Origin of the sequence: Chryseobacterium sp. (genome assembly GCF_022869225.1) — a bacterium.
Taxonomy (GTDB): domain Bacteria; phylum Bacteroidota; class Bacteroidia; order Flavobacteriales; family Weeksellaceae; genus Chryseobacterium.
Genome location: NZ_JALIHL010000001.1, coordinates 2,113,032 through 2,128,145 on the forward strand (window position 1 = coordinate 2,113,032; position 15,114 = coordinate 2,128,145).

General features: G+C 38.6%; 14 protein-coding genes. 9 read left to right on the forward strand and 5 right to left on the reverse strand.

Annotated elements, in window-relative coordinates:
• Positions 1-12: 12 nt before the first annotated feature.
• From MUW56_RS09830 to MUW56_RS09870, 9 genes are all read left to right on the forward strand, one after another.
• On the forward strand, positions 13-1,251 hold the full coding sequence (locus MUW56_RS09830) for an FtsW/RodA/SpoVE family cell cycle protein (RefSeq protein ID WP_292013023.1): 1,239 nt from the start codon (positions 13-15) through the stop codon (positions 1,249-1,251).
• Between the two features lie 46 nt (positions 1,252-1,297).
• Positions 1,298-2,401 carry an undecaprenyldiphospho-muramoylpentapeptide beta-N-acetylglucosaminyltransferase gene (gene murG, locus MUW56_RS09835; RefSeq protein ID WP_292013024.1) on the forward strand — a complete coding sequence of 368 codons (1,104 nt, stop codon included), beginning with the start codon at positions 1,298-1,300 and terminating at the stop codon, positions 2,399-2,401.
• A gap of 51 nt (positions 2,402-2,452) precedes the next feature.
• A complete protein-coding gene (gene murC / locus MUW56_RS09840; protein ID WP_292013025.1) occupies positions 2,453-3,811 on the forward strand; it encodes a UDP-N-acetylmuramate--L-alanine ligase in 1,359 nt (452 codons plus the stop codon).
• Between the two features lie 74 nt (positions 3,812-3,885).
• Positions 3,886-4,851 carry a cell division protein FtsQ gene (locus tag MUW56_RS09845; RefSeq protein ID WP_292013026.1) on the forward strand — a complete coding sequence of 322 codons (966 nt, stop codon included), beginning with the start codon at positions 3,886-3,888 and terminating at the stop codon, positions 4,849-4,851.
• Between the two features lie 85 nt (positions 4,852-4,936).
• The gene (ftsA, locus tag MUW56_RS09850; RefSeq protein ID WP_292013027.1) at positions 4,937-6,328 is read left to right on the forward strand and encodes a cell division protein FtsA; all 1,392 of its coding nucleotides are present in this window, start codon (positions 4,937-4,939) and stop codon (positions 6,326-6,328) included.
• Positions 6,329-6,407: 79 nt separating this feature from the next.
• A complete protein-coding gene (gene ftsZ, locus MUW56_RS09855) occupies positions 6,408-8,324 on the forward strand; it encodes a cell division protein FtsZ (protein WP_292013028.1) in 1,917 nt (638 codons plus the stop codon).
• A 96-nt stretch (positions 8,325-8,420) separates the two neighbouring features.
• On the forward strand, positions 8,421-8,867 hold the full coding sequence (locus tag MUW56_RS09860; RefSeq protein ID WP_292013029.1) for a GatB/YqeY domain-containing protein: 447 nt from the start codon (positions 8,421-8,423) through the stop codon (positions 8,865-8,867).
• A gap of 465 nt (positions 8,868-9,332) precedes the next feature.
• Entirely contained in the window at positions 9,333-9,743 is a 411-nt protein-coding gene (locus MUW56_RS09865; RefSeq protein ID WP_050021798.1) for a BrxA/BrxB family bacilliredoxin, read from the forward strand.
• 104 nt (positions 9,744-9,847) lie between these two features.
• Positions 9,848-11,362, forward strand: a complete 1,515-nt coding sequence (locus MUW56_RS09870; protein WP_292013030.1) for a GH3 auxin-responsive promoter family protein — start codon at positions 9,848-9,850, stop codon at positions 11,360-11,362.
• Between the two features lie 160 nt (positions 11,363-11,522).
• Here MUW56_RS09870 and MUW56_RS09875 read toward each other — a convergent pair whose 3' ends face one another.
• The 5 genes from MUW56_RS09875 to MUW56_RS09895 form a co-directional block, all read right to left on the reverse strand.
• Positions 11,523-11,936, reverse strand: coding sequence for a hypothetical protein (locus MUW56_RS09875; protein ID WP_292013031.1), 414 nt, complete (start codon positions 11,934-11,936; stop codon positions 11,523-11,525).
• Positions 11,937-11,964: 28 nt separating this feature from the next.
• Positions 11,965-12,330, reverse strand: a complete 366-nt coding sequence (locus MUW56_RS09880) for a hypothetical protein (RefSeq protein ID WP_292013032.1) — start codon at positions 12,328-12,330, stop codon at positions 11,965-11,967.
• A gap of 4 nt (positions 12,331-12,334) precedes the next feature.
• Entirely contained in the window at positions 12,335-13,306 is a 972-nt protein-coding gene (locus MUW56_RS09885) for an endonuclease/exonuclease/phosphatase family protein (RefSeq protein ID WP_292013033.1), read from the reverse strand.
• 74 nt (positions 13,307-13,380) lie between these two features.
• The gene (locus MUW56_RS09890; protein ID WP_292013034.1) at positions 13,381-14,376 is read right to left on the reverse strand and encodes an endonuclease/exonuclease/phosphatase family protein; all 996 of its coding nucleotides are present in this window, start codon (positions 14,374-14,376) and stop codon (positions 13,381-13,383) included.
• 9 nt (positions 14,377-14,385) lie between these two features.
• The gene (locus MUW56_RS09895; protein ID WP_292013035.1) at positions 14,386-15,114 is read right to left on the reverse strand and encodes a rhomboid family intramembrane serine protease; all 729 of its coding nucleotides are present in this window, start codon (positions 15,112-15,114) and stop codon (positions 14,386-14,388) included.

The window sequence follows — 15,114 nt, forward strand, 5'->3', positions numbered from 1 at the left end:
ACAGCATTAACTATGGACGAACAGAACACAGAAAACAGATTTGAGTTTCTAAAGGGCGATAAAGTACTTTGGATGGTCATCCTTGTGATCTCCATCTTCTCTATTTTCCCCGTATACTCTGCAAGTTCAAATCTGGAATACATCGTTAATAACGGGACCACCACCGGTCACGTTATCAAACATATGTTCTTTGTAGTCTTAGGGTTAGGAATCATGAGACTGGTAGGAACCGTAAAATATGAATACATCGGCAAGCTCAGCAGTATTTTGCTGGGGCTGATGGTTGTTTTACTGGTTGTTACCATGTTTACTGGCCAGACTATAGACGGAGCCAGTGCTTCCAGATGGCTGAAAATCCCGGGAACCCCTATTTCATTCCAGCCGTCATCATTTGCTTTCTTAATGCTGATTATCTATCTGTGCAGATATTTAACCAAAAAGATCACCAGGGAAAGACTTCCGATAGAGAATATCATGTATATTTTCGGACCGATCCTTCTTGTTTTTGTACTGGTTGCAAAAGATAACGGATCCACAGCACTCATGATTTTAATGGTTTCCGTAATCGTTTTGATCATTGGGCAGCTTCACTGGAAATATATTGCAGGATTCATTTCCGCTTCATTTGTGGCCATTGTTTTCTTTTTACTGATTGCTTTGAATACCAATATGATCGGTGGAAACCGTGTCCATACATGGATGAGCCGTATTGAAACATTTACCTCCAGTAAAGCCAAAACGGCAGATACTGATGATGAAAGTGTAAAAGCAAAAAATTATCAGGTAATGCAGGCAAAGGCAGCCATTGTACACGGAGGCATTACAGGGATGGGACCTGGAAAAAGTGCATTAAAACAAATGCTTCCACAGTCTGCGTCCGACTTTATCTTCGCTGTGATCGTAGAAGAATATGGAGTAATTGGTGCTGCTTTTCTGATCAGTCTTTATCTCATTATGATGATACGGATTGTGATGATCGCCAGTAAAATGCCGGCCTTCTTCGGATCATTGCTGGTGCTCAGTCTCGGGGTAATGATTTTTATACAGCTTTCAGTCAACATTGCTGTTGCAATCAATCTGATCCCGGTAACAGGTCAGCCGCTGCCTTTAATAAGTTATGGGGGAACCTCAATGCTGGTCACCTACTTGCAGTTAGGAATTATTTTGAATATAAGCTCCAGAATCCAGATTTACGATGAAGAAGGAATGGGCAAAAAACAAAGCATCGCAGAAATAAACGATATTGCTTAGGCCACTCAGGGAACAACGTGGCGAAGCAATCTGAAAATTGTAGAAAATGAGCAAAAAATTAAAAATAGTATTATCAGGCGGAGGAACAGGAGGACACATCTTCCCTGCCATCGCCATCGCTGATGAGATCAAAAAAAGATTTCCTGATGCAGAATTTTTGTTCATTGGAGCCAACGGTAAAATGGAAATGGAAAAAGTTCCTCAGGCCGGTTATAAAATAGAAGGAATCGATATTGCAGGAATCGACAGGGGAAATCTGTTATCCAATTTGGGACTTCCTTTTAAGATTCTTAAAAGTTTGTCAAAGTCAAAGAGGATCATCAAAAGCTTTGCACCCGATTTTGCAGTAGGAACCGGTGGTTTTGCCAGCGGACCCGCCCTTTATGAAGCAAGTAAACTGGGAATTCCGATTTTCATTCAGGAGCAGAATGCCTATGCCGGAGTAACCAATAAAATTCTAAGCAGGAAAGCCAAAGCTGTTTTCACGGCCTACCCAAAAGTAGAAGGCTTTCCGGCAGAAAAAATAAAATTTCTGGGAAATCCGATCCGTTCCACTATTATTTCAGGAATGCAGGAAACAGCAGTGGCAAAAGAAAAAATGGGATTAAACAAAGACAGACTTACTATTTTATCGGTAGGTGGTTCTTTAGGATCCAGAACATTGAACAATGCCTGGAAATCTCATTTAAATGAAATTATAAATAAAGATTATCAGCTGATCTGGCAGACCGGAAAGCTTGATTATAAAGATATTTTAGAAGAAACAAAAGATATAGACACCAGAAATATTCAGATCCTTGAATTCATCAAAGATATGGAACTGGCTTATTCTGCAGCCGATATCATTGTTTCCAGAGCCGGAGCCATAGCCATTTCAGAGTTGGCTGTAGCACAGAAACCGGTATTGCTGGTTCCTTTCCCTTTTGCCGCGGAAGACCATCAAACCAAAAATGCCATGAACCTGGTTGAAAAAAATGCAGCCAGAATGGTAAAAGACTCTGAAATGCAGGAAAAGTTCTGGAATACCCTTTCAGAGATCTGCGAAAATGAAAGTGTAAGAAAAGAAATGTCAGACAATCTTACATATTTTGCCAAGCCAGATGCCGCAAAAGAGATTGTAGATGAGATATTGAATGTAATAACAAGATGATTTGAAAAAAGGATAAACTTTTGATCATTTAATCTTTCAATTTTTAAATTAATGAAGAAATTAGAAACATATCAAAACTTTTACTTCGTTGGAATCGGAGGTATCGGAATGAGTGCTTTAGCACGTTATTTCAATGCATCCGGTAAAAAGGTATTGGGATATGATAAAACCAATACAAAACTCACTCAAAATCTGATCAAAGAAGGAATTGATATTGTTTTTGAAGACCTTATTGATGAAAGGATAACCTCTCTTCAGAAAGAAAATACATTGGTCATCTACACTCCCGCTATCAAAACGCTTGGAATTTTAGATTACTTTAATCAAAATCAGTTTGAAGTTTTAAAACGTGCAAAAGTTTTAGGATTAATTACAGAAAATACAGATTGTATCGCAGTAGCAGGAACTCATGGAAAAACGACTACGTCTACCCTGATTTCCCATCTATGCAAAGAAGCAGATCTCCCTTTTTCATGCTTTTTAGGTGGTATTTCTGAAAACTTTAAATCCAACTTCCTGTATAACGGATCAACTTACTCTGTCGTTGAAGCGGATGAATATGACAGAAGCTTTTTGAACCTTTCTCCGGATTGGGCAGTAGTAACTTCAACAGATGCCGATCACCTGGATATTTATGTTGATAAGAGCCATATTGAAGAAGGATTCAGACAATTTGCTGCGCTGGTTCCTGAAGACAAAAAATTATTTGTAAGAAAAGGAGTTGAGATTGGCAGAGGACATCAAACCTATGCGGTGAATGAAAAAGCGGACTATTATTCGGATCATCTTCGTATGGATCATGATAAAATCTATTTTGACTTCCATACCCCAACAGAAACCATTAAAGATTTTGTTTGGGAAATCCCGGGAATCCATAATGTGGAAAATGCTACGGTAGCATTGGCTATTCTTCACAATTTAGGCGCAGATTTTGATACGCTGAAAAAAGCAATAGCTAATTTTAAAGGAATTAAAAGAAGATATACCAAGCATATCTATGAAAATGGTAAAATTTACATTGATGACTATGCTCACCACCCTACAGAAATCAATGCTGTAATGGGTTCTATCAGAACATTTTATCCCGATAAAAAATTATTGGTTGTTTTCCAGCCACACCTTTTCAGCAGAACAAGAGATTTTGCAGACGGGTTTGCTGAAAGCTTAAGCCGTGCTGATGAATTGATGCTGCTTGACATCTACCCGGCAAGAGAACTTCAGGAAAATTTTGAAGGAATTACTTCAAGCTGGCTGTTGGAAAAAGTGAATTTAGATAAAAAAGAAGTATCGCCTTTATCTGATGCTTTTGAAAAAATAAAAGAAAAAGATTTTGATATCCTTCTTACAGTAGGCGCAGGAAATATAGATACCCTGTACGACCCTATCTGTGAATGGATGAAAAAAATCTGAGTATAACGCAATGTCCGCGAAAAGAAGAAAAAACATTAACCCCTTTTTGCGTTGGTAGCGTTTAAAGAAAAAGTATGAAAAATAAATACAGAATATTAAAAATTGTTGTTACGGTAATCATCCTGGGATTGTTACTGAGTTTCTCATTGAAGAGATTCAGCCGCCAGCAGATTACAGACAATAAGATTTCTGTAAAAATGAGTGAAAAGACCCCTGTTTATTTTGTGGATGAAAAAGATATCAGGGAAATTGTCAAAAAAGAAAACCCTTCAGGGAAAGTGGGAGATCTTAATATTCCTTCTTTAGAAAAGAAGATTAATGCTCTTCCTGCCGTAGATAGTGCCAACGTATATCTGAACCTGAACGGAAAGCTTAATCTGGATATCAAACAGAGAATTCCCGTTTTCAGGCTCAATAAAGATGGAAAAGATTTTTATGTGGATGAAAAAGGGATAGAATTTCCGATTTCAAGAACCTATTCACATCCATGTATGCTGGTAACAGGAAACGTACAGCCTGATGAATACGAAAAGCTGGCTGAGCTGGTTGAAAAGATTGATAAAGATGATTTCAGCAAGAAATTCTTCATAGGAATTTCAAAAAGCAGAGACAGCTACAATCTTCTGACAAGCGAAGGCAACTACCGGGTAGAGATCGGAGATTTGGATAATATCGACTTTAAGGTAAAAGGATTTAAAACTTTTGTGGAGAAATACCTGGTCTATCAGGACCCACAAAAATACAGCATGGTATCGGTAAAATATCAGAACCAGATTGTAACCACATTAAATCCTTACTTCAAAGAAAACGACAGTCTTCTGAAGGCGGGAAAACTGGAACTGGCAAAGGTTCCGTCATCCACGGCTCCCGTTAAAAAACAGAAAACAAAACCAAAGACAACAGAAACTAAAAAAAACAGCTCTGCACAGGTAAAGCCTAAAGAGAGCTCCAAGCCAAAAGAAACGAAAAAAACGGATAAAAAACCAACGGCTTCAGCACAGTCCAAACCAAAGCAGAAAGCCAAAGTGAAAATAGAATAAAACAGAGAGTCCCGATGGGACCATTTAACACAAAACAGGATAAGTCCTATGTGGAAAAAGTAGAAAAAATCAAATCGATATAAAAATGGAAAATCAAGAGTATTCAGTAGGTCTGGACATCGGGACAACAAAGATAGTCGCGATTGTCGGAAGAAGGAATGCACACGGGAAGATAGAAGTTCTCGGTGTAGGAAAAGCTAAAAGTCTTGGTGTTCATAAAGGTATTGTGAATAATATTTCACAAACTATTAATTCAATCAAGGCCGCAGTGTCCGAAGCACAATCCAGTGCCGGCGTTCCTATCCGCAAGGTAACGGTAGGTATTGCTGGAAAACACATCCGTTCCCTGCAGCATTCCGATTATATTATGCGTGAACATCCGGATAAATTTATTACAGACGATGACATTGAAGCATTAAAGGATCAGGTCAAGAAACTGGTCATGCTTCCTGGAGAAGAAATTATCCATGTACTTCCTCAAGAATATAAAGTGGATTCCGAAGGTGAAATTCAGGAGCCTGTCGGAATGCACGGAAAACGTTTAGAGGCTAACTTCCACGTAGTCGTTGGGCAGATGGGAAGCATCCGAAATATCGCAAGATGCGTTCGTGAAGCCGGATTAGAAATGGAAGCTCTTACTTTAGAGCCTTTAGCGTCTTCAGAAGCTGTTCTTACAAAAGAAGAAAAAGAAGCTGGTGTAGCGATTGTTGACATTGGTGGAGGAACAACTGATATTGCTATTTTTAAAGATAATATCATCCGTCACACTTGTGTTATTCCTTACGGTGGCGGAATTATTACAGAAGATATCAAGGAAGGCTGTTCAATTATTGAGAAACATGCTGAACAACTGAAAGTAAAATTTGGTTCAGCTGTTCCCGAATTGGAAAAAGACAGTACTTTTGTAACCATTCCCGGGCTTCACGGAAGACCTGATAAAGAAATTTCCTTAAAAACTCTGGCACAGATTATCAACGCGAGAGTAGAAGAAGTTTTGGAAATGGTGAACACAGAGCTGAAAGCTTACGGTGCTTTTGAACAAAAGAAAAAGCTGATCGCCGGTATTGTCTTGACCGGTGGCGGTTCAAACTTAAAGCACCTTCGCCAGCTGGCTAATTATACAACAGGTTTTGACAGTAGAATTGGTTTTGCCAATGAATATATTGCCAACGATAAAAATCAGTATCTGAAAGGTCCTGAATTTGCTACTTCTATCGGGTTATTGATGGAGAGTTTAAAGATCAGGGACAAAAAGCAGACTGCCGATGAGATACAGGAAACAGCCAGCGAGCAGCCACAGCCTGAAGCAGTATCTGCCTCCGTGCAGGCAGAAACAGCACAGACGGTTCAGCAGCAGGCAGCATCTGTTCAGGAGCAACCAGTAGCCAACGAACAGCGGGAAAACAGAAAAGCGAAATTAACCTTCGGGCAGTCGCTTATGGAAAAAGTAAAAAAATTCTTTGAAGAAGTAGAATAAATTATAAATGATAGATGATAAACGATAAATAATTTTATCTATCTTCATGTATCATTCATCAATTGTAAAAAGTATAGTTATGGAAAATATAGGTACACAAGGATTTTCATTTGATTTACCAAAAGGAAATTCATCGATCATAAAAGTAATCGGTGTAGGTGGCGGGGGGAACAACGCCCTAAAGCACATGTACGAAAAAGGTATTCACGGAGTAGACTTCGTGATCTGTAATACGGATGCTCAAACATTAGATAATAACCCTGTTGCGAATAAAGTTCAGCTTGGAACGACCATTACGGAAGGTCTTGGTGCTGGTGCCGACCCTGAAGTGGGAGAAAAATCAGCAATTGAAAGTATTGAAGATATCAAGGCTGCTATGGGACAGAACACCAAAATGGTGTTCATCACTGCCGGAATGGGTGGTGGTACAGGTACCGGAGCGGCTCCCGTCATTGCCAAAGTCGCAAAAGATATGGGAATCTTAACGGTAGGTATCGTTACCGTTCCTTTCAGCTTTGAAGGAAAAAGAAGATTGGAACAGGCCGAAAATGGTCTTGACAAATTAAGAAATAATGTTGACTCATTAATTGTGATCAACAATGATAAACTGAGACAGCAGTTCGGAAACCTTGGATTCAAGCAGGGATTCTCGAAAGCCGATGAAGTGTTAACCAATGCCGCCAAAGGGATGGCAGAAGTTATTACCGGTTACTTTGATGTCAATATTGACTTTAGAGATGCCAAATCAGTGCTTCAAAATTCCGGGACGGCTCTGATGTCCACAGGAACAGCTTCAGGTGAAAATAAAGCTGAAGAAGCTGTAAGAAAAGCCCTTGATTCCCCGTTATTAAATGACAATAAGATCACAGGAGCCAAAAATGTACTGTTGCTGATCAGAAGTGGTGCTGAAGAGGTTACTATGGATGAAATCGGTATCATTATGGACCACATCCAGAAAGAAGCAGGAAATACCGCTGATATCATTTTCGGGGTGGGTGCCGATGAAGAATTGGGAGATGCTGTAAGTGTTCTTGTTATCGCTACAGGATTCTCTAATGACAACAAAAAGTTTGCCGGCCCTACGGAAAAGATCAGAATCAGCCTTAATGACAGCTTTGAAAGCCCAAAAACATCTCCTTTCAAAACCAGGGAAGAAAGAGAGTCTGCGCCTGAAGCAACACGTGATTTCGGAGGAAAGAACCTTTTCAGACTGGATGACGAGGACCATGAGGCTCCGTTCAACGTTACTTCTTCTGAAAAAAAAATGATTATTGAAGAAGAGGAGATCAAAACAGAAATAAAATTCTTTGATAAAGAGGAAGATACACTGAATACGCCTGAACAAAGCTGGAGAAATGGAGAAGACAACGAGCAGGACGAATACAGCTTATTTTCTATTGAAGATGAAGATGGAGAAGATCCAAACGATTTGGAAATTCAGTCTTTCTCATTTGATTTTGAAAATAAAAAAGAAGAGCCTCAGCCAGGGAATACGTTCAACAATTCTTTTAGAGAGGAAAAACCTGTTGAATTCAGCTTCTTTGTGAATGAGCCTAACAAAAATGAACCTAAGCCTGATTTCGGGCAGCCGAAAGCGGAATTCAATACGCCGGCCAGTGCTGTAGCAGAACCCGCACAAAAGGTGGAACCATTCTTCCAAAAGCAGGAAGAGCCCAAAGCCGAATCAAAACCGGTTTTTGAAAACAAAAAAGAAATTGAAACTCCAAAACCTGCTGACTCAGAGTTCACTTTCGTGAATAAAGCGGTAGATCAGGAAAGAGTTTTGGAAAGAAGAAATAAATTAAAAGAATTCAACTCACGCTATCAAAGCTTTGACAGCACCAGTGAATTTGAATCTATTCCTGCTTTCAAAAGGAAAAATATTTCGATCGACGGAACAAATGCTTCAGACCAGAACATCAACACGTACCTGTCTGACAACAATGGTTCCATGCAGATCAGAGAAAACAGATTCCTAAACAAAGACGTAGATTAAATGCTGTTGGCAGCTGGCTGTTAGTGAATGGCTTTTTTAAGCCCTATCCAAAGCTAATACACAACTGCCGATAGTCAAAATCAAAAGCATAAAAACATGAGTTTAGAAAATACAATAAGCGAAGCTATAAAAACAGCAATGAGAGAAAAAGACAGAGTGGCCCTGGACTCTCTTCGTGCTGTAAAATCTCAAATTCTTCTCCTGAAAACGGAAGCAAAAGGTGCTGAAGTTTCTGCAGAACAGGAAATTGCTATTCTTCAGAGAATGATCAAACAGCGTAAAGACTCTTTTGAACAGTTTGCCGCTCAGGGCAGACAGGATCTGGCAGAAGTTGAAGAAGCACAGATGAAAGTGATTGAGCAGTTTCTGCCTAAACAGCTTTCTGCTGAAGAATTAGAGTCAGAAATAAAAAACATTATTTCTGAAACCGGCGCTGAGTCTATTAAGGATTTAGGGAAGGTAATGGGAGCTGCCTCAAAGGCATTGGCCGGAAAATCAGACGGAAAGAGCATTTCCGAGATGGCTAAAAAGCTTCTTTCTTAGTTGACCGTCAAAGTTGAAAGTTGACAAAAAAACCATCAACTCTCAACGTATTGATTTCAACAATTTTATAAGGATATTCAACCTTTGCATATCGATTTGATTAAAGAATCCCGGGACTTTTGGTCTCGGGATTCATTTTTGTATTGGATATTCAGATGTATTATCCAGTTTTTACCGAAAACTGAAAAAGATTTTACTTTGCTGCCATTTTCAGACAGCATTAAATAATTGGATTGCTTGAGGGAAAGCCGTAAATGTTTTTTTCATGGTCGCTTGTTTTTTCAGAATCATTTCAAATTTAATAAAAATATTTTGTTATCCCTATTTTTAATTCATAATTTTTTGAATATTGTTGAAATATTAGTATTCTGTTAATTTTATCTGACTAATCTATTGATAGTTATTATATATTGAACAAACGTAAAGAATTGTTTAACTTTGTACAGATAAAAAAAAACAAAATATATGTATCCAACAGATTTAGTAATGCCAATGAAGGCTGAACTTACAGATAAAGGTTTCCAGGATTTAACAACTCCTTCTCAAGTAGAAGAGGCTTTGAAACAATCGGGGACTACCCTTTTGGTCATCAATTCGGTATGCGGCTGTGCTGCAGGTGCTGCAAGACCAGGAGTAGTATACTCTTTAACAGGAGATAAGAAGCCTGATCATTTGACTACAGTTTTTGCCGGGTTTGATACAGAGGCAGTAGCAGAAGCAAGAAAACACCTTGCTCCATTCCCTCCAAGCTCTCCATGTGTAGCTCTTTTCAAAGACGGAGAATTGGTTCACATGCTTGAAAGACACCACATTGAAGGAAATCCTGCAGGAGCTATCGCTGCTAACCTTCAGGCTGCTTATGACGAATATTGCTAAGAAACAATAAATCTAAATGATAAACCGTTACAAATTGTAGCGGTTTTTTTATTTAACCGGATAAAAAATTCTCTGAAAAATCAAATATTATTATATTTGTTGGAATGGCAACCAAAGCACTTTTCAATACTGTAGTCAACTGGTTTATCCGTCAAAGGATAGATCAGATACAGAATTTCATGGATCATCCTATTGAAACCCAGAAAGGAATACTTTTTTCTCAGCTGTTTCATGCTGAAGATACCGAATATGGCAAACTATACGGGTTTAATTCTATTTCAAGTTATCAGGATTTTAAAAATAAAGTTCCGATTGTCACTTATGAAGATTTTGAACCTTATATTGAAAGGGCAAGGCAAGGATATAAAGATGTAAGCTGGCCGGGATTGATTAAACATTTCGCCAAATCATCAGGAACAACCAATGCCAAGAGCAAATTCATCCCTATATCTGCTGAAAGCCTTGAATACTGCCATATGAAAGCAGGCAAGGATATGGTTTCCATTTATGCCAATAATCATCCTGAAAACCAGCTCTTCACCAACAAAAACCTTAGACTGGGAGGAAGTTCTGAGCTCTATGCAGATTTTAACACTAAATTCGGAGATCTTTCTGCCATCCTGATCGATAATCTTCCTTTTTGGGTCGAGATTACAACAACCCCAAGTAAAAAAGTTTCTCTGATGTCCGAGTGGGAAAGCAAATTAAAAGCCATCACTTCAGAAGTGAAAAATGAAGATGTCGGAAGTATTCTCGGAGTACCGAGCTGGATGATGGTTCTTCTTCAAAGAGTATTGAAAGAAACAGAAGTAGGCAGTATTTCAGAGCTGTGGCCCAATTTAGAGGTCTTTTTTCACGGCGGAATAAGTTTTAAGCCCTACAGAGAGCAATACAAGCATATCATCGGAAAAAACATCAATTACTACGAAATATACAATGCTTCTGAAGGCTTCTTTGGAATACAGGACAGATCAAACAGTGATGAAATGCTTCTTATGCTTGATTATGGGATCTTCTATGAGTTTATTCCAATGGATGAGTTCCATTGTTCAAATCCGAAAGTTGTCAGTCTTGAAGAGGTAGAAACAGGAAAAAATTATGCGATGGTCATCACCACCAATGGAGGATTATGGAGATATCTTATTGGCGATACCGTTGTGTTTACCTCAATCAATCCTTTCAGAATAAAAATAACGGGTAGGACCAAACACTATATCAATGCTTTTGGGGAAGAGCTGATGATCACCAATGTAGAATCCGCCCTTTCCAAGGCCTGCGAAGCGACGGGGGCTTTGGTTACAGACTTCACGGGAGCTCCTATTTTCATGAAAGAAAATGAAAGCGGTGCCCATGAGTGGATCTTTGAATTCAGCCAACATCCGGACAACCTGGATCATTTTGTCGATGCTTTTGATCAACATCTGAAAACTATAAATTCAGATTACGAAGCGAAGAGATACAACAATATAACATTAAAAAAACCGATTGTCCATATCGCCAAACACAACCTTTTCTATCATTGGCTGGAGTCTAAAGGAAAACTTGGGGGGCAAAATAAAGTACCGCGGCTGAGCAACGACAGGGAATATATAGACCCGCTGCTTGAGCTTAATAAATAAGTAAAAAGACGCCGGATGTTGAACAGCAAAGCTATTAAAGACAAAATACTCCCCCTGTATTTTTCAATTCAGAGAACTTTAAATCAGGAAAGAGACCAACCTTTGACATCTTTCATCGAAACTTTATAAAAAACGCCGTTTAATACAAACGGCGTTTCTTTTATTTACTTAAATCTTCTTTTATTTTTTTGGCAGCGTCCTCTACTTTTGAAGCTCCTTTTCTGGCGGCATCCTTTGCATCTTTTCCTACCTTGTTAGCTTCTGTTTTGATGTCCTGTCCTGCCTTATTGAGATCCTGCTTTGTCCTGTCGGCAGTCTCGTCAATTTTATCTTTCGCTTTCTGAGCGGCATTGTCAATTTTATTTCCGGCTTCGTCTACTTTTGTTTTGACATCTTCTTTTGCTTTATTGACTTTCGATGTATCCACAACCTGAGAAGGAGTCTCTGTAACAGTTGTAGTGGTTGTAGTCACTGATCCGTCAGGGTTTTCTACCTGTTCTGTTTTTGTTGTGGATTTGGTACAGGCCACTGTGAATATTGAGATCATCAGTGCTGCTAAAATTTGTTTTCTCATACTTTATATTTTTAATGATGTTTTTCAATTATTCTGTTTTAGCTCCGGTATTTACTGGTGTCGCATCTGAGGTTTTCTGCTTTTTCTCTGCCTCTGTCTTTTTCTTTTCGTCCTCCAGCTTCTTTTGCTTTTCTTTATCGAGTTCCTCTTTAAGCTTTTTCTCTTCTTCCTGAAGCTTTTTAGCCTGTTTTACCGAGTCCAGATATTGGGGGGATGACATTCTTATCTTTCTCGCGATATCTACTGAAACAGCTCCTGTAGAAAATGAATCTATTGCTACAGTATCATACTGTATTTTAGCTTGCTGCTCAGCATCAAAGCCGGCAGATTCTTTCTTGGAACAGGCTGTGAACAATACCGCGGAAACAAAAGCAGCAGACAGTAAATTTTTCATGGAACTAATTTAGCAGAAATTCTGCAATTACAGGATAATGATCCGATAATTTCACAGAATGGTCCACTTTATAACTCAAAGGAATAATTGATTTTGAAGTGAAAATATAGTCTATCCTCAACGGAACTTTATAGTCATGAAAACTGCTTGCACTTCCCTTTCCTGCTACCAAAAAGGCATCCTGAAGGTCCTTTCCCAAATTATAGTACTCATAGGAATTGGGAACAGAATTAAAATCTCCGGCTAAAATTACAGGATAAGGAGACAGATCAATTACTTTTCTGATTTTTTTTACCTGGTCTTCATGAGCCTGAAACGTAGGAATCATATGGGATAGCAGCATGGATATATTGCCTGCTCCGAAAGCATCCAGCTTTGTGAACATTGATTTATGAAGCCTGAAAGGTTCCAGGTAGACATTGACAATTCTTACGATTTTTCCATTAATATCTACATCCGCATAGAAAGAGTTTCCTCTTGCCTTTTCCTCAATAATCTCGGCCTGTCTTACAATTTTATGTTTTGTTTTAAGGATAACTGAAGGATATTTTACCAGATCCTGTCTCAATGCCCGGTTGGTGTCCTTTTCCTGTACCAGGATAATGTCGGCATTTTGCTCTTTAATATAATCTTTCACTTTGTCCCAGCCATAATCCCCATATTTGACATTAAACGTTAACACTTTAATATCCCGTATGGTTTTGATATTGTCTGCTTTGGGAGAAAAATTAACCCATCTTCTTATAGGGTTGTAAAAGAGAAAGGTTCCTAATGCAAAAGCAATCGCTATTTTATTTTTTTTAAATACCCAGATTAAGGTAAGAATGATATGGGCCAATATCAGATACGGGAAACCCAGAGAAAGTAGATTAAGATTCCCTAAAAAGTTGGGCGGAATCCATGCATTTCCCAACGTACATAGCAGTAAAACAACAATAGCGATATGTATAAACAGCAGTATCTGATTCGACTTCATGAAAAAACGGTCTTGGTACGTATTTTTTTAAGCAAAAACCCTACCAAGCAACAAAATTTTAACTTTTTTTATGATTATTGACCGTTTAACGAAAACTCAGAAATTACAGGATAATGGTCTGAAAGTCTGACGGAACGGTCTACAACATAAGAAACGGCCGGTATTGATTTTGAAGAAAAAATATAATCGATCCTTATTGGAAATTTATAATCATGAAAACTGGTTGCGCTGCCTTTTCCTGCGTTTAAAAAAGCATCCTCAAGACCTGCTACCAGATGATAATATTCGTAAGAATTAGGAACAGAATTGAAATCTCCCGCCATGATAACAGGATAGGGTGAGTTTTCGACTGCATGCTGAATAAGGGTTACCTGGTCCTGGTGCTTTTTAAAGGTGGGAACAAGCCTTCTGACAATATCTTTCAGCTTCTGCTCATTGGCTTCAGAGCTGCCGTTAAGGGTAACCATATCTCTTTCAAACTTAAAAGGGTGAAGATATATATCAATAAACCGATATACTTTTCCCTTTATTTCAATATCAGCCTGTACCCCCGGTATAATTTCACTCTTATCAGGAGAACCTATATCTTTGCTGCTCAAAACTTTATGCTTAGTCAAGATCGTTACGGTTCCGGATGATGTGACCTTCTTGTAATCTTCCAACATTGGAAAATCACCACCTCTTCCTTCCTGCAACAGGATGACATCTGCTCCCTGAGATTTTAAATACCTTCCTATTGCTTCTTGCCCCATAAGCCCTCCTTTCGCATTAAAGGAGACTATTTTTACGTCTGCTTTTTCTTTTTTATCGGAAGAAAAATTAACAATTCTTTTCACAGGGTTAATAAACGCCAGACCAGCAAACATAAATACAAAGGCCCTTTTTTTCCAGCTTAATATCCAAAACACAATCAGGATGACATACACAATCATGAGAACCGGAAATCCTAAGGACAATAAATTAAACCACGGAAATATTTTAGGCGGAACATAAGCATTCAGCAAACTGCCTAATAAGAGAAATAAAATTCCCAGGTGTATTACCAATATAATAAGTCTGAAGATCTTCACAGAATGATTCTAGTTAAATCTGTATAAATGTTTTTTCCAGTATCTTGCCAGCAGCCAGCCCACCAAAGCCCCTCCAACGTGGGCCAAATGAGCAATCCCTCCTCCATTTCCGGAAACACCAAGGTATACAGAAACAACAATAATGATCGGCATCAGATATTTTACCTTCATGGGGATTGGGATAAACATCATCATGATTTTTGAATCGGGATATAATGTCGCAAAAGCAGCTACAACTCCGAAAATGGCTCCGGAAGCTCCCACCATGGGGGTTGCAACAATACCTTTTAAGCTCTCTAACAATTCTTTTTGTCTAAGAATAGAATCTGACGCTCCGGAAAATTGTACACTGGCCCCGGACATGTAGGCACCGACATTGAATCCCAACTGCTGTAATTCATTGGAAATCTGCTGAACTTCTACAAAATTCCATAAGTTGAAAAGAAAAAATGCTCCCAATCCGCTGGCAAAGTACATGATTAAATAGCGTCTGTCTCCCAGCGATTGTTCCAGAATAGGTCCAAAACTGAATAGAGTAAACATATTGAATAAAATATGCATAATGCTTCCATGCATGAACATATGGGTAATGATCTGCCATGAATGGAAAAATGGTGAAAAAGGATAAAAGCCGGCAAGATAACCAATTACCTGATTTCCAAGTAAAGAGGTAGCAATAAATACAATGACATTGATAATGATAATGTTTCTTGTAATCGGCGGTATATTATTAAACAT